The following is a 20,450-nucleotide window of genomic DNA, read 5'->3' on the forward strand; positions in this document are numbered from 1 at the left end:
AATGCCAATATATGATTTTCTGCGTTGAGAAAGATGTATATTTTTGTTTCTCTTGGAAAAGATAGTAAAATCAGCAGATTATGAAACAGAATGATGGTTTTCTTATAGAAGCCATTTTTCTTTTTTGAGCAGGTAGAAAGACTCAACGTATCTATCTTTAAGAGAAAAAAACTACGCTAATAGCAGTAGTTGTATTTATTTGTGATTTTGCACAATTTTTTTTGTGCATTTATAATACTCATGATTTGAGGGGTGAAGCAGTTGACAGGTCAACTAGTTCAATACGGACGCCACCGCCAACGAAGAAGTTATGCCCGTATTAGTGAAGTATTAGAGTTACCAAATCTTATCGAAATTCAAACCTCTTCTTATCAGTGGTTTCTTGATGAGGGTTTGCGAGAAATGTTCCAAGACATTTCTCCGATCGAAGACTTTACGGGAAATCTATCGCTTGAATTTATCGACTACAGCTTAGGTGAACCTAAATACTCTGTAGAAGAATGCAAAGAGCGTGATGTGACGTATGCAGCACCACTTCGTGTAAAAGTGCGTCTAATCAACAAGGAAACTGGTGAAGTAAAAGAACAAGATGTGTTCATGGGAGATTTCCCACTCATGACAGAGACTGGAACATTCGTAATTAACGGTGCAGAACGTGTTATCGTTTCCCAGTTAGTTCGCTCTCCAAGCGTATACTATAGTGGCAAAGTGGATAAAAACGGAAAACGTGGTTTTACTGCTACTGTAATTCCAAACCGCGGAGCTTGGTTAGAGTATGAAACAGATGCTAAGGATGTTGTATATGTGCGTATTGACCGTACGCGTAAACTTCCTGTAACTGTTTTGTTACGCGCATTAGGGTTTGGCTCTGATCAAGAAATCACCGAGCTTTTAGGTGATAACGAATACTTAAGCAACACATTAGAAAAAGACAATACAGATAGCACAGAAAAAGCATTGCTTGAAATTTATGAGCGTCTACGTCCTGGTGAACCACCAACAGTAGAAAATGCAAAGAGCTTACTTGTGTCTCGTTTCTTCGATCCAAAGCGCTACGATTTAGCAAATGTAGGTCGCTATAAGATCAACAAAAAGTTACACATTAAAAACAGATTGTTTAACCAACGTTTAGCTGAAACACTAGTGGATCCAGAAACTGGTGAAATTTTAGCGACAGAAGGAACAGTCTTAGATCGTCGTACACTGGATCGCATTTTACCTTACTTAGAGAAAAACATTGGATTCAAAACAGCGAAACCAATGGGTGGAGTGGTAGAAGGCGATGTTGAGCTGCAATCTATTAAGATTTATGCTCCAGAATCAGAAGGCGAACGTACTATTAACGTAATTGGGAATGCAAATATTACTCGTGATATAAAACACATCACACCAGGTGATATTCTTGCTTCTATTAGTTACTTCTTCAACTTACTATACAAAGTAGGGGATACAGATGATATCGACCATTTAGGAAATCGTCGTCTGCGTTCTGTAGGAGAACTATTACAAAACCAATTCCGTATCGGTCTTTCTCGTATGGAACGTGTTGTTCGTGAGAGAATGTCGATTCAAGATACAAATGCAATTACACCACAGGCATTAATCAATATTCGTCCTGTTATTGCATCTATTAAAGAGTTCTTCGGAAGTTCTCAGTTATCTCAGTTCATGGACCAAACAAACCCATTAGCAGAGTTAACTCACAAACGAAGACTATCTGCATTAGGACCCGGTGGTTTAACGCGTGAGCGCGCAGGCTTTGAAGTACGTGACGTTCACTACTCTCACTATGGTCGTATGTGTCCAATCGAAACACCAGAGGGACCAAACATCGGTTTGATTAACTCATTATCTTCGTTCGCGAAAGTAAATGAGTTTGGTTTCATCGAAACACCATACCGTCGTGTTGACCCAGAAACTGGTCTTGTAACAGGGCATGTTGATTATTTAACAGCAGATGAAGAAGATAATTATGTTGTAGCCCAAGCGAATATGAAATTATCTGAAGAAGGAGAATTCCTTGATGAAGATATCGTAGCTCGTTTCCGTGGTGAAAACATTGTCACAAATAAAGAGCGCATTGACTACATGGATGTATCTCCAAAACAAGTAGTGTCGGCAGCGACAGCTTGTATTCCGTTCTTAGAAAACGATGACTCTAACCGCGCACTTATGGGAGCGAACATGCAACGTCAGGCGGTTCCGTTAATGAATCCGGAATCTCCGATTGTAGGTACAGGTATGGAGTACGTATCAGCAAAAGACTCAGGTGCTGCAGTAATCTGTAAACATCCTGGTGTTGTTGAACGCGTAGAAGCACGTGAAGTTTGGGTACGTCGCTATGTAGAAGTTGACGGTCAAACAGTAAAAGGCGACTTAGATCGCTACAAAATGTTGAAATTCATTCGTTCTAACCAAGGAACTTGCTACAATCAGCGTCCAATCGTAAGTGTTGGAGATCAAGTTGTAAAAGGTGAAATCCTTGCGGATGGTCCTTCTATGGAATTAGGTGAACTAGCACTTGGACGTAACGTGCTTGTTGGCTTCATGACATGGGACGGTTATAACTACGAGGATGCGATCATTATGAGTGAGCGCCTTGTAAAAGATGATGTGTACACTTCTATTCATATTGAAGAATATGAATCAGAAGCTCGTGATACGAAGCTTGGACCAGAAGAAATTACACGTGATATCCCGAATGTTGGAGAAGATGCACTTCGTAATCTTGACGAGCGCGGTATTATTCGCGTCGGTGCTGAAGTAAAAGATGGAGATCTACTTGTTGGTAAAGTAACGCCAAAAGGTGTAACAGAATTAACAGCAGAAGAACGTCTATTACATGCAATCTTCGGTGAAAAAGCACGTGAAGTACGTGATACATCACTACGTGTACCACACGGTGGTGGCGGTATTATCTTAGACGTAAAAGTGTTCAACCGTGAAGATGGCGATGAATTGCCACCAGGCGTGAATCAACTTGTGCGTGCATATATCGTTCAAAAACGTAAAATTTCTGAAGGTGACAAGATGGCCGGTCGTCACGGTAACAAAGGTGTTATTTCCCGTATTTTACCGGAAGAAGATATGCCTTACTTACCAGATGGTACGCCAATCGATATCATGTTAAACCCATTAGGGGTACCATCTCGTATGAATATCGGTCAGGTATTAGAGCTTCATCTTGGTATGGCAGCAAGATACCTTGGCATTCACATTGCAACACCAGTATTTGATGGTGCTCGTGAGGAAGATGTATGGGGCACAATCGAAGAAGCTGGTATGGCAAATGACGCGAAAACAATCCTGTATGACGGACGTACTGGTGAGCCATTCGATAACCGCGTATCTGTTGGTGTCATGTATATGATCAAACTTGCGCACATGGTTGACGATAAACTTCATGCTCGTTCTACTGGACCATACTCACTTGTAACGCAGCAACCTCTTGGAGGTAAAGCTCAGTTCGGTGGACAGCGTTTCGGTGAGATGGAGGTTTGGGCACTTGAAGCTTACGGTGCTGCTTATACTCTTCAAGAAATCTTAACAGTGAAGTCTGATGATGTTGTTGGACGTGTTAAGACGTATGAAGCAATTGTTAAAGGCGAAAATGTTCCAGAACCAGGCGTTCCTGAATCATTCAAAGTATTGATTAAAGAACTGCAAAGTTTAGGTATGGACGTTAAAATGATGTCTAGCGACGATACAGAAATTGAAATGCGTGATACGGAAGATGACGACGATCATCAATCAGCAGATAAATTGAATGTTGAAGTTGAGACAACTAAGGAATAATTGGGATAACCTGTAGACTAAAAGGGAGGTAGGCCCCTTGATAGATGTAAATAACTTTGAATATATGAAGATTGGACTTGCTTCACCTGACAAGATTCGTTCTTGGTCATACGGTGAAGTTAAGAAACCAGAAACAATTAACTATCGTACGTTAAAGCCTGAAAAAGATGGCTTGTTCTGTGAGCGTATTTTCGGACCACAAAAGGACTGGGAATGTCATTGCGGAAAATATAAACGTGTACGTTATAAAGGTGTAGTTTGTGATCGATGTGGCGTTGAAGTAACGCGTGCAAAAGTTCGTCGTGAACGTATGGGCCATATCGAATTAGCTGCTCCTGTATCTCATATTTGGTATTTCAAAGGTATCCCGAGCCGCATGGGACTTGTCTTAGACATGTCCCCTCGCGCGCTTGAAGAAGTAATTTATTTCGCTTCTTATGTTGTAACAGAAAGTGGAGATACACCACTTGATAAGAAGCAATTACTTTCTGAAAAAGAATACCGTGCATATCGTGATCGATATGGCAGCACATTCCAAGCTGCTATGGGTGCAGAAGCGATTAAAAAGCTACTGCAAGATATCGATTTAGATAAAGAAGTAGACTTCTTAAAAGAAGAATTAAAAACAGCACAAGGACAACGCCGTACTCGTGCTATTAAACGTCTAGAAGTATTAGAAGCATTCCGTAACTCTGGAAATCACCCATCTTGGATGATCTTAGATGTTCTTCCAGTTATCCCACCAGAACTACGCCCGATGGTACAGTTAGATGGTGGACGTTTTGCTACTTCTGACTTAAACGACTTATATCGTCGTGTAATTAACCGTAACAATCGTTTAAAACGTCTATTGGACTTAGGTGCACCAAGCATCATCGTTCAAAACGAAAAACGTATGCTACAAGAAGCTGTAGACGCATTAATCGATAATGGTCGTCGTGGCCGTCCAGTTACTGGACCAGGTAACCGTCCATTAAAATCACTATCTCACATGCTTAAAGGTAAACAAGGACGTTTCCGTCAAAACTTATTAGGTAAACGTGTTGACTACTCTGGCCGTTCTGTAATCGTTGTAGGACCGAACTTAAAGATGTACCAATGTGGATTACCGAAAGAAATGGCGCTTGAATTGTTTAAGCCTTTCGTTATGAAAGAGTTAGTTGGAAAAGGATTAGCACACAACATTAAGAGTGCTAAACGTAAAATCGAGCGTGTACAACCTGAAGTTTGGGACGTTTTAGAATCTGTGATCAAAGAGCATCCAGTACTTCTAAACCGCGCACCAACACTTCACCGTCTTGGTATCCAGGCGTTTGAACCTACATTAGTAGAAGGTCGCGCAATCCGTCTTCACCCACTTGTATGTACTGCATACAACGCGGACTTTGACGGTGACCAAATGGCGGTTCACGTTCCGTTATCATCAGAGGCACAAGCAGAAGCTCGTATTCTTATGTTAGCGGCACAAAACATCTTGAACCCGAAAGACGGTAAACCAGTTGTTACTCCATCTCAGGATATGGTATTAGGTAACTACTACTTAACGCTTGAGCGTGAAGGTGCAATCGGTGAAGGTATGGTCTTCAAAGATGCAAACGAAGCATTACTTGCATACCAAAATGGATATGTGCATCTGCATACACGTGTGGCAGTAGCTGCAAGTGCAGTAAACAATGCAACATTTACTGAAGAGCAAAAAAGTATGCTTCTATTAACAACAGTTGGTAAATTAATATTTAACGAAATCTTACCAGAGTCGTTCCCTTATATTAATGAACCGACAAACTCAAACCTTGAAAAAGAAACACCAGCGGAATATTTCGTTGAAAAAGGTGCGAACATTAAAGAAATTATTGCTAGTCGCGAAGAAGTGGCGCCATTTAGCAAGAAGATCCTTGGTAACATCATTGCGGAAGTATTCAAGCGTTTCAAGATTACAGAAACGTCTCGCATGCTTGACCGTATGAAAAACTTAGGATTTAAATACTCTACAAAAGCTGGTATTACAGTTGGGGTATCTGACATTCTTGTATTAGGTGAAAAAGATGAAATTCTCCACGAAGCACAAGCAAAAGTAGATAATGTAATTAAACAATTCCGTCGCGGTTTAATCACGGAAGAAGAACGTTACGATCGTGTTATCTCTATTTGGAGTAATGCAAAAGATGTTATCCAAGGAAAACTGATGAAATCCTTGAATAAACGCAACCCAATCTTCATGATGAGTGATTCCGGTGCCCGTGGTAACGCATCGAACTTTACTCAGCTTGCTGGTATGCGTGGTCTGATGGCCAATCCATCTGGTCGTATCATTGAGCTTCCGATCAAATCAAGTTTCCGTGAAGGTTTAACAGTACTTGAGTACTTCATCTCTACGCATGGTGCACGTAAAGGTCTTGCCGATACAGCACTTAAAACTGCCGATTCTGGTTACTTAACACGTCGTCTTGTAGACGTTGCACAAGATGTAATCGTTCGTGAAGATGATTGTGGAACAGATCGCGGTTTACTAATTGGTGCGATTAAAGAGGGTAATGAAGTTATTGAGTCACTATATGATCGTCTTGTTGGACGTTTTGCAAGAAAAACTGTAAAACATCCTGAAACAGGTGAAGTATTAGTTAGTGAAAACCAATTAATTACTGAAGATATCGCTCATATCGTTGAAAATTCGGGTGTTGAAACTGTAAACATTCGTTCAGCATTTACGTGTAATACTCGCCACGGTGTATGTAAGAAGTGTTACGGTCGTAACTTAGCAACTGGTACAGATGTAGAAGTAGGAGAGGCGGTAGGTATTATCGCAGCTCAATCTATCGGTGAGCCAGGTACACAGTTAACGATGCGTACGTTCCATACAGGTGGGGTTGCCGGAGATGATATCACACAAGGTTTACCTCGTATCCAAGAGATCTTCGAAGCTCGTAATCCGAAAGGTCAGGCAGTTATCAGTGAAATCGACGGTGTTATCGCAGCGATCAACGATGTTAAAGATCGCCAAGAAGTAGTTGTACAGGGTGAAGTTGAAGCTCGTACGTATGCTATTCCTTACGGTGCTCGTCTGAAAGTAACTCCAGGACAGCCAATTAGCCATGGTAAAGAGTTAACAGAAGGTTCTATTGATCCGAAAGAATTACTAAAAGTAACGGACATTACAGCAGTACAAGAATACTTATTACGTGAAGTTCAAAAAGTATACCGTATGCAAGGGGTAGAAATTGGTGACAAACACGTAGAAGTAATGGTACGTCAAATGCTACGTAAAGTTCGTGTAAGCGATGCGGGTGAAACAGATGTATTACCAGGAACATTACTAGATATCCATCAGTTTACTGATGCGAATGCGAAGGTGTTACTGAAAGGTAAACAACCAGCAACAGCTAGACCGGTTCTACTTGGTATTACTAAAGCTTCACTTGAAACGGATTCGTTCTTATCTGCAGCATCGTTCCAAGAAACAACTCGTGTTCTAACAGATGCAGCAATTAAGGGTAAACGTGATGAGCTTCTAGGATTGAAAGAGAATGTTATTATCGGTAAGCTTGTTCCTGCTGGAACAGGTATGAATCGTTATCGCAAAGTGGATCTTGTAAAAACAACACAAGATAACATGAATGTGGAAAACGATGAAGTTTATGTGGAACAGTAAAATTTTCCTTCGTAAATTTTGTATAAAAACAGCTAATCTTAGTTGACATTGTATGAGTCAAAATGTTACTATAATCAAGGTTGCTCCTGAACGATGCTTTGGAGGATATTTATATGTCTTATCAAAAAGTGTCAAATGCTGAAAATGTGGTCGTTGGTCATAAGCGAACATTGGAAGCAATCAAAAATGGTATAGTTAAAGAAGTTGTCATTGCGGAAGATGCTGATGTGAGGTTAACTCATGTTATCATTCGTACTGCCTTGCAACATAACATACCCATAACCAAAGTTGAATCAGTTCGTAAACTTGGAAAAGTTTCGGGGATTCAAGTGGGAGCTTCAGCAATAGGAATAATAAGTTAAAACTGTTTTTGTGAGGAGAGAGCATTTGCTCTCCCTTGCAAAAACTTTGTTTTCAACTAATAATGAACCACCTGGATATGTGGTCATACAAACATGCGAAGGGAGGATAATCAAATGCCTACTATTAACCAATTAGTGAGAAATGGTCGTACTGATAAAGTATGGAAATCTAAATCACCTGCGTTAAACAAAGGTTTTAACTCTTTAAAGAAAAAATCAACTGATATCTCTGCACCTCAAAAACGTGGTGTATGTACTCGTGTTGGTACAATGACTCCAAAGAAACCGAACTCAGCGTTACGTAAATACGCTCGTGTACGTTTAACAAATGGTATTGAAGTTACAGCTTACATCCCAGGTATCGGTCATAACCTACAAGAGCATAGCGTAGTATTAATTCGCGGTGGTCGAGTAAAGGATTTACCGGGGGTACGTTACCACATCGTTCGTGGTGCGCTTGATACAGCTGGTGTTGACAAACGTATGCAAGGACGTTCTAAATATGGTACTAAGCGACCAAAACCTGCTAAAAAATAATAAACTTATAATGAAAGGAGGAACTCAATATGCCTCGTAAAGGACCTGTTGCGAAACGTGACGTGTTACCAGATCCAATGTACAATTCTAAACTTGTAACACGCCTAATCAACAAAATGATGGTTGACGGTAAAAAAGGTAAATCTCAAACAATTCTTTATAACGCTTTCGATATCGTTCGTGAACGTTCAGATAAAGAACCTATGGAAGTATTCGAGCAAGCTCTTAAGAACATCATGCCTGTTCTTGAAGTACGCGCTCGTCGTGTTGGTGGTGCTAACTACCAAGTTCCAGTTGAGGTTCGTCCAGAACGCCGTACAACTTTAGGTCTTCGCTGGTTAGTAAACTATGCTCGTCTTCGTGGTGAAAAAACTATGGAAGAGCGTCTAGCTTACGAAATCTTAGATGCAGCTAACAACGCTGGTGCATCTGTTAAGAAACGTGAAGACACTCATAAAATGGCAGAAGCTAACAAAGCATTTGCTCATTACCGTTGGTAGGATTCAACGTAAAATAAATGTAAGCATAAACCGCTTTATTTGTCGCTTATGGAAGTGTGGAGAGGGAGAATGCCTCTCCCTTTCGTTGGGCGCTCGTTTTACATAATGAGGGTACTGGACACTGGCATATGTAACAATATAAAGTGGCTTTTTTGCTACTTAAAATAAAATAATCCAATCCATATATGGAAGGAGCAAGACACCAAATGACAAGAGAGTTCTCTTTAGAAAACACTCGTAATATTGGTATCATGGCTCACATCGATGCTGGTAAAACAACAGCAACTGAGCGTATTCTGTATTACACAGGACGTATTCATAAAATCGGTGAAACTCATGAAGGTGCATCTCAGATGGACTGGATGGAGCAAGAGCAAGAACGTGGTATCACAATTACTTCTGCTGCAACTACAGCACAATGGAAGGGTCACCGTGTAAATATCATTGACACTCCAGGACACGTAGATTTCACAGTAGAAGTAGAACGTTCTTTACGCGTACTTGATGGCGCGGTAGCAGTACTTGATGCACAATCTGGTGTAGAACCACAAACAGAAACTGTTTGGCGTCAGGCTACTACTTATGGCGTACCTCGTATCGTATTCGTTAACAAAATGGATAAGATCGGTGCAGATTTCTTATACTCTGTAGGAACAATCCACGATCGTTTACAAGCAAACGCACATCCAATTCAGTTACCAATCGGTGCTGAAGACGAGTTCAATGGTATCATTGACCTTGTTGAAGAGTGTGCTTACATGTACAGTAACGATTTAGGAACAGACATCGAGCGTGTTGAAATTCCTGAAGAGCACAAAGAACTAGCTGAAGAATACCGTGGAAAACTTATTGAAGCGGTAGCTGAGCTTGATGAAGAAATGATGATGAAGTACCTAGAAGGTGAAGAAATCACTATAGAAGAGCTTAAAGCTGGTATCCGTAAGGCTACAACTTCTGTTGAATTCTTCCCAGTAATCTGTGGTTCTGCATTCAAAAATAAAGGTGTTCAAATTCTGTTAGACGCAGTTATTGACTACTTACCATCTCCATTAGATGTACCTGCTATTAAAGGTACTCTTCCGGATACAGATGAAGCTGTAGAACGTAAGTCTAGCGATGAAGAACCATTCGCAGCTCTAGCATTCAAAATCATGACTGACCCTTATGTTGGTAAGTTAACGTTCTTCCGTGTGTATTCTGGTGTGTTAAACTCTGGATCATACGTGAAAAACTCAACTAAAGGTAAGCGTGAGCGTGTAGGTCGTATCCTACAAATGCACGCTAACAGCCGTGAAGAGATTTCAACAGTTTACGCTGGTGATATCGCTGCTGCTGTAGGTTTAAAAGATACTACTACTGGTGATACTCTTTGTGACGAGAAGAGCCTTGTTATCCTTGAGTCTATGGAATTCCCAGAACCAGTTATCTCTGTAGCTATCGAACCAAAATCTAAAGCTGACCAAGATAAAATGGGTACAGCATTATCTAAGCTTTCTGAAGAAGATCCAACATTCCGTGCTCACACTGACCAAGAAACTGGCCAAACAATCATCGCTGGTATGGGTGAACTTCACCTTGATATCATCGTTGACCGTATGCGTCGTGAATTCAAAGTGGAAGCAAACGTTGGTGCTCCTCAGGTAGCATACCGTGAGACTTTCCGCGCTGCTGCGAAAGTTGAAGGTAAGTTCGCTCGTCAATCTGGTGGTCGTGGACAATTCGGTCACGTTTGGATTGAGTTTGAACCTAATGAAGAAGGTAAAGGATTCGAATTCCAAAACAAGATCGTCGGTGGTGTAGTTCCACGTGAATACATCCCAGCTGTTGGAGCAGGTCTTGAAGATGCACTTAAAAATGGTGTACTAGCTGGTTATCCACTAGTTGACATTAAAGCTGCATTAGTTGACGGATCTTACCATGATGTCGATTCATCTGAGATGGCGTTCAAAATCGCTGCATCTATGGCGCTTAAAGCTGCGGTTTCTAAATGTAGCCCAGTAATTCTTGAGCCAATGATGAAAGTTGAAGTTGTAATTCCTGAAGAGTACATGGGTGACATTATGGGTGACGTAACATCTCGTCGTGGACGTGTAGAAGGTATGGAAGCTCGCGGTAACGCACAAGTTGTTCGCGCTATGGTTCCACTTTCTGAAATGTTCGGTTATGCAACGTCATTACGTTCTAACACTCAAGGACGCGGAACATTCTCAATGACATTTGATCATTATGAAGAAGTACCGAAGTCTGTTTCAGAAGAAATTATTAAAAAAAATAAAGGTGAATAATTGATTTTTATCGATTGTTCAAGTATAACTACTTATGTAAGCTTAGAAAGTGAGGCTTATGTCTCGCTTTCTAGTCTAAATATAAAATAACCTATATAAACTAAGGAGGAATTTAGAATGGCTAAAGCTAAATTCGAACGTTCTAAACCCCATGTTAACATCGGTACAATCGGCCACGTTGACCATGGTAAAACTACATTAACTGCTGCGATCACTACAGTTCTTGCAAAAGCTGGTGGTGCTGAAGCACGCGGATACGATCAAATCGACGCTGCTCCAGAAGAAAGAGAGCGCGGAATCACAATCTCAACTGCACACGTTGAGTACGAAACTGAAACTCGTCACTATGCACACGTTGACTGCCCAGGTCACGCTGACTATGTTAAAAACATGATCACTGGTGCTGCTCAAATGGACGGCGGTATCTTAGTAGTATCTGCTGCTGATGGCCCAATGCCTCAAACACGTGAGCACATCCTTCTTTCTCGTCAAGTAGGTGTTCCTTACATCGTTGTATTCTTAAACAAATGCGACATGGTAGACGACGAAGAATTATTAGAATTAGTTGAAATGGAAGTTCGCGACCTATTATCTGAATACGGATTCCCAGGCGACGATATTCCTGTAATTAAAGGTTCTGCTCTTAAAGCTCTTCAAGGAGAAGCTGAGTGGGAAGAAAAAATCATCGAATTAATGACTGAAGTTGATGCTTACATCCCAACTCCAGAACGTGAAACTGACAAACCATTCTTAATGCCTATCGAGGATGTATTCTCTATCACAGGTCGTGGTACAGTTGCAACTGGTCGTGTTGAGCGCGGAATCGTTAAAGTTGGTGACGTAGTAGAAATTATCGGTCTTGCTGAAGAGAATGCTTCTACAACTGTAACTGGTGTAGAAATGTTCCGTAAACTTCTTGACCAAGCTCAAGCTGGAGACAACATCGGTGCTCTACTTCGTGGGGTTGCTCGTGAAGACATCCAACGTGGACAAGTTCTTGCTAAAACTGGCTCTGTAAAAGCACACGCTAAATTCAAAGCTGAGGTTTTCGTATTATCTAAAGAAGAAGGTGGACGTCATACTCCATTCTTCGCTAACTACCGTCCACAGTTCTACTTCCGTACAACTGACGTAACTGGTATCATCCAATTACCAGAAGGTACTGAAATGGTAATGCCTGGTGACAACATCGAAATGACTATCGAACTTATCGCTCCAATCGCTATCGAAGAGGGAACTAAATTCTCTATTCGTGAAGGTGGACGTACAGTAGGTTACGGTGTAGTTGCAACTATCGTTGAGTAATCTTAACTGATATATAAAACCCAAGGGATCTTCCCTTGGGTTTTTTGTTTGTGTTTATATAATGAATGAGATCATTTTATTTATGTTTTGACGAGTTTCTTCTATAATAATATAAATTCAACAAACTAAAAACCCAAAAACTGTAAAATGAATTCTGTTAGATGAAAACTTGATATTCTTTAAAGTGCCATGTATAATAGCAAAAGTAGAGAAAAGCAGATGCAAACAAAAAGATGCTTGCATCTAGACGAATAACATTGTATAATAGACAATGTTGGTCTTTGACTGCGATGAAGTGGAAGGTTGCTGACACACCCGGCCGCTTTGCCATGGCATGGTGTGGGGAAATTTCCATGGAGAAGGTCTATTTTAGAAATAGGCGAACGAAGGAGGGAAAATAATGGCAAAAGAAAAAATTCGTATCCGTTTAAAAGCTTATGATCACCGTATTCTTGATCAATCAGCTGAGAAAATTGTAGAAACAGCTAAGCGTTCTGGGGCAACAGTTTCTGGTCCGATCCCATTACCAACTGAGAAGACTATTTACACAATTCTTCGTGCTGTTCATAAGTACAAAGATTCTCGTGAGCAATTCGAAATGCGCACACACAAACGTTTAATCGATATCGTGAGTCCTACTCCACAAACAGTAGATTCATTAATGCGTTTAGACTTACCATCTGGTGTAGATATCGAAATCAAACTATAATTTATATAACTTAAAAATGTAGGAGGTGTAACTCATGACCAAAGGAATCTTAGGAAGAAAGATCGGTATGACTCAAGTATTTGCTGAGAACGGTGAGTTAATCCCAGTAACGGTAATCGCTGCTAATCCAAACGTTGTTCTTCAAAAGAAAACAACTGAAACTGATGGCTACAATGCAATCCAGTTAGGATTTGAAGACAAACGTGAAAAGTTAACTAACAAACCTGAACAAGGCCACACTGCTAAAGCATCTACAACTCCTAAGCGCTTCATTCGCGAAATCCGCGATGCAGACGTGGACGGATTAGAGGTTGGTCAAGAGGTAAAAGTTGAAGTTTTCGCTGCAGGTGAAATCGTTGACGTAACAGGAATTTCTAAAGGTAAAGGTTTCCAAGGTGTAATTAAACGCCACGGACAATCTCGCGGACCTATGTCTCATGGTTCTCGCTATCACCGTCGTCCAGGTTCAATGGGCCCAGTTGCTCCGAACCGTGTATTCAAAGGCAAAAAACTTGCTGGACGTATGGGTGGAGACCAAGTTACTATCCAAAACTTAGAAATCGTTCAAGTTGACACTGAGCGCAACTTATTACTAGTAAAAGGTAACGTTCCAGGTGCTAAGAAATCTCTTGTAGTTGTTCAAGGCGCTGTGAAGGTTAGCAAATAATTCACAATAGGAAGGAGGAATTCCAATGCCAAAAGTTACTGTATATAACCAAACTGGTTCACAGGTTGGTGAAATCGAATTAGCTGAAGCTATTTTCGGTATCGAACCAAATGAAGCTGTACTTTTCGAAGCTGTAATGATGCAACGTGCGTCTTTACGTCAAGGTACACACAAAGTAAAAACTCGCTCTGAAGTTCGCGGTGGTGGTCGTAAACCATGGCGTCAAAAAGGAACTGGACGTGCTCGTCAAGGTTCTATCCGCTCTCCTCAATGGCGTGGTGGTGGTACGGTATTCGGACCTACACCAAGAAGCTATGCGTACAAACTTCCTAAGAAAGTTCGTCGTTTAGCAATCAAATCTGCATTAGCTACTAAAGTAGTTGAGAACAACATTGTAGTTCTTGAAGACCTAGTGTTAAATGCACCAAAAACAAAAGACATGGTAGCAGTACTTAAAGGATTAACTGTTGAGAAGAAAGCTCTTATCGTAACTGCTGATGCAAACGAATCTGTAGAGTTATCTGCTCGCAATATCCCTGGAGTAACAGTAATCACTGCTGATGGCGTAAACGTGCTAGATGTGCTTCATCATGATAAGCTAATCATGACAAAAGCGGCAGTGGAAAAAGTAGAGGAGGTGCTTGCATAATGAGAGATCCTCGTGATATCATTAAGCGCCCAGTTATCACTGAACGTTCTATGGAAATGATGGCTGAAAAAAAATACACGTTCGACGTGGACGTTAAATCTAATAAAACAGAAGTTAAAGACGCTGTAGAAGCGATCTTTGGTGTTAATGTAGACAAAGTAAACATCATGAACTACAAGCCGAAAGCAAAACGCGTTGGTCGTCACGCTGGTTTTACTAGCCGTCGTCGTAAAGCAATCGTTAAGCTAACTGCTGACAGCAAAGAAATCGAAATCTTCCAAGGCGTTTAATTCTTACTAAAGAAGGAGGGAAATTGAGATGGGAATTAAAAAGTATAATCCAACTACTAACGGTCGTCGTAACATGACTACGAATGATTTCGCTGAAATCACGACTGACAGACCGGAAAAGTCTTTACTTGCTCCTTTAAGCAAAAAGGCTGGTCGTAATAACCAAGGTAAAATTACTGTACGTCATCAAGGTGGCGGACATAAGCGTCAATACCGTATCATCGACTTTAAGCGTAACAAAGATGGAATTCCAGGACGCGTTGCTACGATCGAATACGATCCAAACCGCTCTGCGAATATTGCATTAATTAACTACGTTGACGGTGAAAAACGTTACATTCTTGCTCCTAAAACTTTAGAAGTAGGTATGGAAGTTATGTCTGGCCCAGAGGCTGACATCAAAATCGGTAACGCATTACCATTAATCAACATTCCAGTAGGTACTGTTGTTCATAACATCGAGCTTAAGCCTGGTCGTGGCGGACAATTAGTTCGTTCTGCTGGTACATCTGCTCAAGTACTTGGTAAAGAAGGTAAATACGTACTTGTACGTTTAACTTCTGGTGAAGTACGTTTAGTATTATCTGCTTGTCGCGCTTCAATTGGTCAAGTAGGTAACGAACAACACGAACTTATTAAAATCGGTAAAGCTGGTCGCTCTCGCTGGTTAGGTAAACGCCCAACAGTTCGTGGTTCTGTAATGAACCCGGTTGATCACCCACACGGTGGTGGTGAAGGACGTTCTCCAATCGGACGTAAGTCTCCAATGTCTCCATGGGGTAAACCAACTCTTGGATTCAAGACTCGTAAGAAAAACAAAGCGTCTGATAAATTTATCGTTCGTCGTCGTAAAAAATAATGGGATTGTAGTACGGTTCATTTCAAGAACCGTACGCCAATCACGAAGGGAGGCACCAAAATGGCTCGTAGCTTAAAAAAAGGACCATTTGTCGATGATCACTTAATGAGCAAAATGGAAAAATTAGTTGCATCTGAGCAAAAACAAGTTGTTAAAACTTGGTCTCGCCGTTCAACTATCTTCCCTCAGTTCATCGGACACACAATCGCTGTATATGATGGTCGTAAACACGTACCTGTGTACATCACTGAGGATATGGTTGGCCATAAGTTAGGTGAATTCGCACCAACTCGTACGTATAAAGGTCACCTTGCTGACGATAAGAAAACTAGAAGATAATGAGAGGAGGCACTTCAATGCAAGCTAAAGCAGTAGCGAGAACAGTTCGTATTGCTCCTCGTAAAGTTCGTTTAGTAGTAGACTTAATCCGAGGTAAGCAAGTGGGTGAAGCGATTGCTATCCTTAACCACACACCAAAAACTGCTTCTCCAGTTGTAGAAAAAGTTTTAAAATCTGCAATCGCAAATGCAGAGCACAATTATGAGATGGATATTAACAACCTAGTTGTTGAAAAAGTCTTCGTTGACGAAGGTCCAACGTTGAAACGTTTCCGTCCACGTGCAATGGGTCGTGCAAGCCAAATTAACAAACGCACAAGCCACATCACAGTTGTGGTATCAGAAAAGAAGGAGGGATAATCGATGGGTCAGAAGGTTAATCCAATTGGTCTTCGTGTCGGTGTTATCCGTGACTGGGAATCTCGTTGGTTCGCTGAGAAAGATTACGCTACATTATTACATGAAGACATCAAAATCCGTGAGTACATTACTGTACGCTTAAAAGATTCTGCTGTTGCTAAAGTAGAAATCGAACGTGCAGCAAATCGTGTAAATGTTACAATTCACACTGCAAAACCTGGTATGGTAATTGGTAAAGGTGGTACTGAAGTTGAAGCACTTCGTAAAGCTCTTAACCAATTAACAGGCAAGCGTGTACACATCAACATTTTAGAAGTTAAGAGAGCTGATCTTAACGCTAAATTAGTAGGCGAAAACATCGCTCGTCAATTAGAAAACCGTGTATCATTCCGTCGTGCACAAAAGCAAGTTATTCAACGTGCTATGCGTGCAGGTGCTAAAGGTATTAAAACACAGGTTTCTGGTCGTCTTGGCGGAGCTGATATCGCTCGTGCAGAATCTTACAGTGAAGGAACTGTTCCACTTCATACACTTCGCGCTGATATTGACTATGCAGCAGTTGAAGCTGATACAACATACGGTAAATTAGGCGTAAAAGTATGGATCTACCGTGGAGAAGTCCTTCCTACAAAAAAGAAAGCTTCTGAGGAAGGAGGAAAATAATATGTTAATGCCAAAACGCGTAAAATATCGTAGAGAGCATCGTGGTAAAATGCGTGGTCGTGCAAAAGGTGGAACTGAAATTGCTTTCGGTGAATTCGGTTTACAAGCACAAGCTGCTTCATGGATTACAAACCGTCAAATCGAAGCTGCTCGTCGTGCAATGACTCGTTACATGAAACGTGGCGGTAAAGTATGGATTAAAATTTTCCCTTCTAAGCCTTACACTGCAAAACCTCTAGAAGTACGTATGGGTTCCGGTAAAGGGGCACCAGAAGGCTGGGTAGCAGTAGTAAAACCTGGGAAAATTATGTTCGAAATCGCGGGTGTATCTGAAGAGGTAGCACGCGAAGCATTACGTCTTGCAGCTCACAAGTTACCTGTGAAATGTAAATTCGTAAAACGTGAAGAAAATGGTGGTGAATCTAATGAAAACTAATGATATTCGTGAATTAACCACTGCCGAAATCGAAACAAAAGTTAAAGCTTTAAAGGAAGAATTGTTCAATCTTCGCTTCCAACTTGCTACAGGACAATTAGAGAATCCAACTCGCATCCGTGAAGTGCGTAAAGCGATTGCTCGCATGAAAACTGTAGTTCGTGAAAGAGAGATCGGAATTAATCGATAAATTGAGGGGAGGTTTGCATAGTGAGCGAACGTAACCAACGCAAAGTTTATACTGGTCGTGTTGTGTCTGATAAAATGGACAAAACGATTACAGTTTTAGTTGAAACTTACAAAACTCATTCCTTGTACGGAAAACGTGTTAAGTATTCTAAAAAGTACAAAGCCCATGATGAGCAAAACCAAGCGAAACTTGGCGATATCGTTAAAATCATGGAAACTCGCCCGCTTTCTGCTACTAAGCGTTTCCGTTTAGTTGAAATCGTTGAAGAAGCGGTTATTATCTAAATAGACGAATCGGAATTTTTAGTCCGAAGGGAGGTTTCATAACATGATCCAACAAGAATCTCGTTTGAAAGTTGCTGACAACTCTGGTGCACGTGAACTTTTAACAATTAAAGTATTAGGCGGCTCTGGTCGTAAATATGCTAACATTGGTGATATTATCGTTGCTACGGTAAAACAAGCAACACCAGGTGGCGTTGTTAAAAAAGGTGACGTTGTTAAGGCAGTAGTGGTACGTACGAAGAGCGGAGCTCGTCGTCCGGACGGTTCTTATATCAAATTTGATGAAAACGCAGCGGTTATCATTAAAGACGATAAGAGCCCACGTGGTACTCGTATCTTCGGACCAGTAGCTCGTGAATTACGTGATAGCAACTTCATGAAGATCGTTTCTTTAGCTCCAGAAGTTCTATAATTTAAGGTATTGCCTTGCTAAGGAGGTGCAGAATTAAGATGCATGTAAAAAAAGGTGATAAAGTACAGGTAATCACTGGTAAAGACAAAGGAAAACAAGGTGTTATCCTTGTGGCTTTCCCAAAGCAAAACCGTGTTATCGTTGAGGGTGTCAATATCGTTAAGAAGCACTCTAAGCCATCTCAATTAAATCCACAAGGTGGAATTATTACGAAAGAAGCACCTATTCACGTTTCTAATGTTATGATTTTAGATCCGAAAACAGGCGAACCTACTCGCGTAGGCTTCAAAGTAGAAGATGGTAAAAAAGTTCGTATTGCAAAAAAATCTGGTGAATTATTAGATAAATAATTTTCTTAAGAAAGGAGGTCACTTCATTGAATCGCCTTAAAGAGAAGTTCCAAAAGGAAATTACTCCTGCTCTAATGAGCAAGTTTAACTATAAATCTGTGATGGAAGTACCGAAAATCGAAAAGATCGTAATCAACACTGGTGTTGGTGACGCGGTATCTAACTCAAAAGCTTTAGACAATGCAGTAGAAGAATTAACTCAAATCGCAGGTCAAAAACCTGTTGTAACTCGCGCTAAAAAATCAATCGCTGGTTTCCGTCTTCGTGAAGGTATGCCAATCGGTGCGAAAGTAACTTTACGCGGACAACAAATGTATGAGTTCTTCGACAAATTAGTATCAGTTTCTTTACCACGTGTACGTGATTTCCGTGGTGTTTCTAAGAAATCATTCGATGGTCGTGGGAACTACACATTAGGTGTTAAAGAGCAACTAATTTTCCCTGAGATTGATTATGATAAAGTAAGTAAAGTCCGCGGTATGGACATCGTAATCGTTACTACAGCGAAAACTGATGAAGAAGCTCGTGAACTTTTAACACAATTCGGTATGCCATTCCAAAAATAATGGAAGCCAACGCTAAGTAGAGGAGGCGAAAACGTGGCTAAAAAATCTATGATCGCGAAACAAAAGCGTACTCCTAAGTTTAAAGTACAAGAGTATACACGTTGCGAACGCTGCGGCCGTCCGCATTCTGTATACCGCAAATTTAAACTTTGCCGTATTTGTTTCCGTGAACTTGCATATAAAGGTCAAATTCCTGGTGTTAAAAAAGCTAGTTGGTAAAACCCACAAATGGGAAGGAGGTAAAACACATGGTGATGACAGATCCAATTGCAGACATGCTTACTCGCATCCGTAATGCGAACATGGTACGTCATGAGAAATTAGAGGTTCCTGCTTCTAAAATCAAAAAAGAGATCGCTGAACTTTTAAAACGTGAAGGTTTCATTCGTGATGTAGAATACATCGAGGATAACAAACAAGGTATCCTTCGTATTTTCCTGAAATATGGTGCAAACAATGAACGTGTAATCACTGGATTAAAACGTATCAGTAAACCTGGCTTACGCGTTTACGCTAAAGCTGATGAAGTACCACGTGTACTTAACGGATTAGGTATCGCTCTTGTTTCTACATCTAAGGGAGTAATGACAGACAAAGACGCTCGTCAATTACAAACTGGTGGAGAAGTAGTAGCATACGTTTGGTAATATATATTTAAAACGAACGGAGGTGTGACCACATGTCTCGTATTGGTAAAAAGATTCTTGAAATCCCTGCAGGTGTTACTATTACAATTGCAGAAGACAATACTGTAACAGTAAAAGGCCCTAAAGGTGAATTAACTCGTACATTCAATGCTGATATGTCTATCAAAATTGAAGAAAATACACTAACAGTTGAGCGTCCATCTGAACAGAAGGAACACCGTGCATTACACGGTACAACTCGTGCTTTAATCGGAAACATGGTTGAAGGTGTAACTGCAGGTTTCGCACGCGGACTTGAATTAGTCGGTGTTGGTTACCGTGCTCAAAAACAAGGAGATAAACTTGTATTAAGCGTAGGTTATTCTCATCCAGTAGAAATGACTCCGGAAGCAGGTCTTGAAGTTGAAGTACCTGCACCAACTAAAATCGTAATTAAAGGTATCGACAAGCAACGTGTTGGCGAATTTGCTGCTAACATCCGTGCTGTACGTGCTCCTGAGCCATATAAAGGTAAAGGTATTCGTTACGAAGGCGAAGTTGTTCGTCGTAAAGAAGGTAAAACTGCTAAGTAAACCCGTTAGGTGAGAGAAAGGAGTG

The 20,450-nt window shown here is 40.8% G+C and carries 24 protein-coding genes; all 24 read left to right on the plus strand.

Annotation, left to right across the window (positions count from 1 at the left end):
- Positions 1–261 precede the first annotated feature (261 nt).
- The 24 genes from rpoB (at position 262) to rplF (ending at position 20,425) form a co-directional block, all read left to right on the plus strand.
- Positions 262–3,795 carry a DNA-directed RNA polymerase subunit beta gene (gene rpoB / locus ACTFQM_RS25835; protein ID WP_440036837.1) on the plus strand — a complete coding sequence of 1,178 codons (3,534 nt, stop codon included), beginning with the start codon at positions 262–264 and terminating at the stop codon, positions 3,793–3,795.
- Between the two features lie 37 nt (positions 3,796–3,832).
- Positions 3,833–7,444: a DNA-directed RNA polymerase subunit beta' gene (gene rpoC, locus ACTFQM_RS25840; RefSeq protein WP_098473822.1), complete on the plus strand. Its 3,612-nt coding sequence runs from the start codon at positions 3,833–3,835 to the stop codon at positions 7,442–7,444.
- Between the two features lie 113 nt (positions 7,445–7,557).
- On the plus strand, positions 7,558–7,806 hold the full coding sequence (locus tag ACTFQM_RS25845) for a 50S ribosomal protein L7ae-like protein (RefSeq protein ID WP_000121833.1): 249 nt from the start codon (positions 7,558–7,560) through the stop codon (positions 7,804–7,806).
- Between the two features lie 114 nt (positions 7,807–7,920).
- Complete coding sequence (gene rpsL / locus ACTFQM_RS25850) at positions 7,921–8,343, plus strand: 30S ribosomal protein S12 (protein ID WP_001142341.1); 423 nt, start codon at positions 7,921–7,923, stop codon at positions 8,341–8,343.
- A 29-nt stretch (positions 8,344–8,372) separates the two neighbouring features.
- On the plus strand, positions 8,373–8,843 hold the full coding sequence (gene rpsG, locus ACTFQM_RS25855) for a 30S ribosomal protein S7 (protein WP_001137492.1): 471 nt from the start codon (positions 8,373–8,375) through the stop codon (positions 8,841–8,843).
- Positions 8,844–9,049: 206 nt separating this feature from the next.
- On the plus strand, positions 9,050–11,128 hold the full coding sequence (gene fusA / locus ACTFQM_RS25860) for an elongation factor G (RefSeq protein ID WP_242274110.1): 2,079 nt from the start codon (positions 9,050–9,052) through the stop codon (positions 11,126–11,128).
- Between the two features lie 117 nt (positions 11,129–11,245).
- Entirely contained in the window at positions 11,246–12,433 is a 1,188-nt protein-coding gene (tuf, locus tag ACTFQM_RS25865) for an elongation factor Tu (protein WP_048374300.1), read from the plus strand.
- 400 nt (positions 12,434–12,833) lie between these two features.
- Positions 12,834–13,142 carry a 30S ribosomal protein S10 gene (gene rpsJ / locus ACTFQM_RS25870; protein WP_001040595.1) on the plus strand — a complete coding sequence of 103 codons (309 nt, stop codon included), beginning with the start codon at positions 12,834–12,836 and terminating at the stop codon, positions 13,140–13,142.
- Between the two features lie 34 nt (positions 13,143–13,176).
- Positions 13,177–13,809, plus strand: coding sequence for a 50S ribosomal protein L3 (rplC, locus tag ACTFQM_RS25875; protein WP_000160209.1), 633 nt, complete (start codon positions 13,177–13,179; stop codon positions 13,807–13,809).
- A gap of 25 nt (positions 13,810–13,834) precedes the next feature.
- The gene (gene rplD, locus ACTFQM_RS25880) at positions 13,835–14,458 is read left to right on the plus strand and encodes a 50S ribosomal protein L4 (protein ID WP_001127261.1); all 624 of its coding nucleotides are present in this window, start codon (positions 13,835–13,837) and stop codon (positions 14,456–14,458) included.
- Positions 14,458–14,748 (plus strand): 50S ribosomal protein L23, encoded by a 291-nt coding sequence (rplW, locus tag ACTFQM_RS25885; protein ID WP_001205559.1) that lies wholly within the window; start codon positions 14,458–14,460, stop codon positions 14,746–14,748. Before rplD ends, rplW begins: the two co-directional genes overlap by 1 nt.
- Positions 14,749–14,776: 28 nt before the next feature.
- Positions 14,777–15,607, plus strand: a complete 831-nt coding sequence (rplB, locus tag ACTFQM_RS25890; RefSeq protein ID WP_000511584.1) for a 50S ribosomal protein L2 — start codon at positions 14,777–14,779, stop codon at positions 15,605–15,607.
- A gap of 60 nt (positions 15,608–15,667) precedes the next feature.
- Positions 15,668–15,946: a 30S ribosomal protein S19 gene (gene rpsS, locus ACTFQM_RS25895; protein ID WP_000124454.1), complete on the plus strand. Its 279-nt coding sequence runs from the start codon at positions 15,668–15,670 to the stop codon at positions 15,944–15,946.
- 17 nt (positions 15,947–15,963) lie between these two features.
- Entirely contained in the window at positions 15,964–16,305 is a 342-nt protein-coding gene (rplV, locus tag ACTFQM_RS25900) for a 50S ribosomal protein L22 (RefSeq protein WP_001148024.1), read from the plus strand.
- A 3-nt stretch (positions 16,306–16,308) separates the two neighbouring features.
- A complete protein-coding gene (gene rpsC / locus ACTFQM_RS25905) occupies positions 16,309–16,968 on the plus strand; it encodes a 30S ribosomal protein S3 (RefSeq protein WP_000529958.1) in 660 nt (219 codons plus the stop codon).
- A 1-nt stretch (position 16,969) separates the two neighbouring features.
- A complete protein-coding gene (rplP, locus tag ACTFQM_RS25910) occupies positions 16,970–17,404 on the plus strand; it encodes a 50S ribosomal protein L16 (protein ID WP_000928969.1) in 435 nt (144 codons plus the stop codon).
- Complete coding sequence (gene rpmC, locus ACTFQM_RS25915; RefSeq protein ID WP_000855718.1) at positions 17,394–17,594, plus strand: 50S ribosomal protein L29; 201 nt, start codon at positions 17,394–17,396, stop codon at positions 17,592–17,594. The genes rplP and rpmC overlap by 11 nt, the downstream gene beginning before the upstream one ends.
- A gap of 20 nt (positions 17,595–17,614) precedes the next feature.
- Complete coding sequence (gene rpsQ, locus ACTFQM_RS25920) at positions 17,615–17,878, plus strand: 30S ribosomal protein S17 (RefSeq protein ID WP_000004106.1); 264 nt, start codon at positions 17,615–17,617, stop codon at positions 17,876–17,878.
- Positions 17,879–17,921: 43 nt separating this feature from the next.
- Positions 17,922–18,290: a 50S ribosomal protein L14 gene (gene rplN, locus ACTFQM_RS25925; RefSeq protein WP_000615912.1), complete on the plus strand. Its 369-nt coding sequence runs from the start codon at positions 17,922–17,924 to the stop codon at positions 18,288–18,290.
- Between the two features lie 38 nt (positions 18,291–18,328).
- Complete coding sequence (gene rplX / locus ACTFQM_RS25930; RefSeq protein WP_000558200.1) at positions 18,329–18,640, plus strand: 50S ribosomal protein L24; 312 nt, start codon at positions 18,329–18,331, stop codon at positions 18,638–18,640.
- 26 nt (positions 18,641–18,666) lie between these two features.
- Entirely contained in the window at positions 18,667–19,206 is a 540-nt protein-coding gene (gene rplE / locus ACTFQM_RS25935; RefSeq protein WP_002091528.1) for a 50S ribosomal protein L5, read from the plus strand.
- A 33-nt stretch (positions 19,207–19,239) separates the two neighbouring features.
- Positions 19,240–19,425, plus strand: a complete 186-nt coding sequence (gene rpsN, locus ACTFQM_RS25940; protein WP_001085700.1) for a 30S ribosomal protein S14 — start codon at positions 19,240–19,242, stop codon at positions 19,423–19,425.
- A 29-nt stretch (positions 19,426–19,454) separates the two neighbouring features.
- Positions 19,455–19,853 carry a 30S ribosomal protein S8 gene (rpsH, locus tag ACTFQM_RS25945; protein ID WP_000245511.1) on the plus strand — a complete coding sequence of 133 codons (399 nt, stop codon included), beginning with the start codon at positions 19,455–19,457 and terminating at the stop codon, positions 19,851–19,853.
- 32 nt (positions 19,854–19,885) lie between these two features.
- On the plus strand, positions 19,886–20,425 hold the full coding sequence (gene rplF, locus ACTFQM_RS25950) for a 50S ribosomal protein L6 (protein ID WP_002115328.1): 540 nt from the start codon (positions 19,886–19,888) through the stop codon (positions 20,423–20,425).
- Positions 20,426–20,450 lie beyond the last annotated feature (25 nt).

Source organism: Bacillus cereus group sp. MYBK30-2, assembly GCF_051915945.1.
Taxonomy (GTDB): domain Bacteria; phylum Bacillota; class Bacilli; order Bacillales; family Bacillaceae_G; genus Bacillus_A; species Bacillus_A paramycoides.

Coding starts and splice junctions, on each gene's coding strand:
- rplX (WP_000558200.1), top strand. CDS start 18,329: ATGCATGTAAAAAAAGGTGATAAAGTACAGGTAATCACTGGTAAAGAC.
- rplN (WP_000615912.1), top strand. CDS start 17,922: ATGATCCAACAAGAATCTCGTTTGAAAGTTGCTGACAACTCTGGTGCA.
- rplP (WP_000928969.1), top strand. CDS start 16,970: ATGTTAATGCCAAAACGCGTAAAATATCGTAGAGAGCATCGTGGTAAA.
- rpmC (WP_000855718.1), top strand. CDS start 17,394: ATGAAAACTAATGATATTCGTGAATTAACCACTGCCGAAATCGAAACA.
- rplF (WP_002115328.1), top strand. CDS start 19,886: ATGTCTCGTATTGGTAAAAAGATTCTTGAAATCCCTGCAGGTGTTACT.
- rpsJ (WP_001040595.1), top strand. CDS start 12,834: ATGGCAAAAGAAAAAATTCGTATCCGTTTAAAAGCTTATGATCACCGT.
- fusA (WP_242274110.1), top strand. CDS start 9,050: ATGACAAGAGAGTTCTCTTTAGAAAACACTCGTAATATTGGTATCATG.
- rpsH (WP_000245511.1), top strand. CDS start 19,455: ATGGTGATGACAGATCCAATTGCAGACATGCTTACTCGCATCCGTAAT.
- rplD (WP_001127261.1), top strand. CDS start 13,835: ATGCCAAAAGTTACTGTATATAACCAAACTGGTTCACAGGTTGGTGAA.
- rplV (WP_001148024.1), top strand. CDS start 15,964: ATGCAAGCTAAAGCAGTAGCGAGAACAGTTCGTATTGCTCCTCGTAAA.
- rplW (WP_001205559.1), top strand. CDS start 14,458: ATGAGAGATCCTCGTGATATCATTAAGCGCCCAGTTATCACTGAACGT.
- rpsC (WP_000529958.1), top strand. CDS start 16,309: ATGGGTCAGAAGGTTAATCCAATTGGTCTTCGTGTCGGTGTTATCCGT.
- tuf (WP_048374300.1), top strand. CDS start 11,246: ATGGCTAAAGCTAAATTCGAACGTTCTAAACCCCATGTTAACATCGGT.
- rpsG (WP_001137492.1), top strand. CDS start 8,373: ATGCCTCGTAAAGGACCTGTTGCGAAACGTGACGTGTTACCAGATCCA.
- rpsS (WP_000124454.1), top strand. CDS start 15,668: ATGGCTCGTAGCTTAAAAAAAGGACCATTTGTCGATGATCACTTAATG.
- rplB (WP_000511584.1), top strand. CDS start 14,777: ATGGGAATTAAAAAGTATAATCCAACTACTAACGGTCGTCGTAACATG.
- rplC (WP_000160209.1), top strand. CDS start 13,177: ATGACCAAAGGAATCTTAGGAAGAAAGATCGGTATGACTCAAGTATTT.
- ACTFQM_RS25845 (WP_000121833.1), top strand. CDS start 7,558: ATGTCTTATCAAAAAGTGTCAAATGCTGAAAATGTGGTCGTTGGTCAT.
- rpsL (WP_001142341.1), top strand. CDS start 7,921: ATGCCTACTATTAACCAATTAGTGAGAAATGGTCGTACTGATAAAGTA.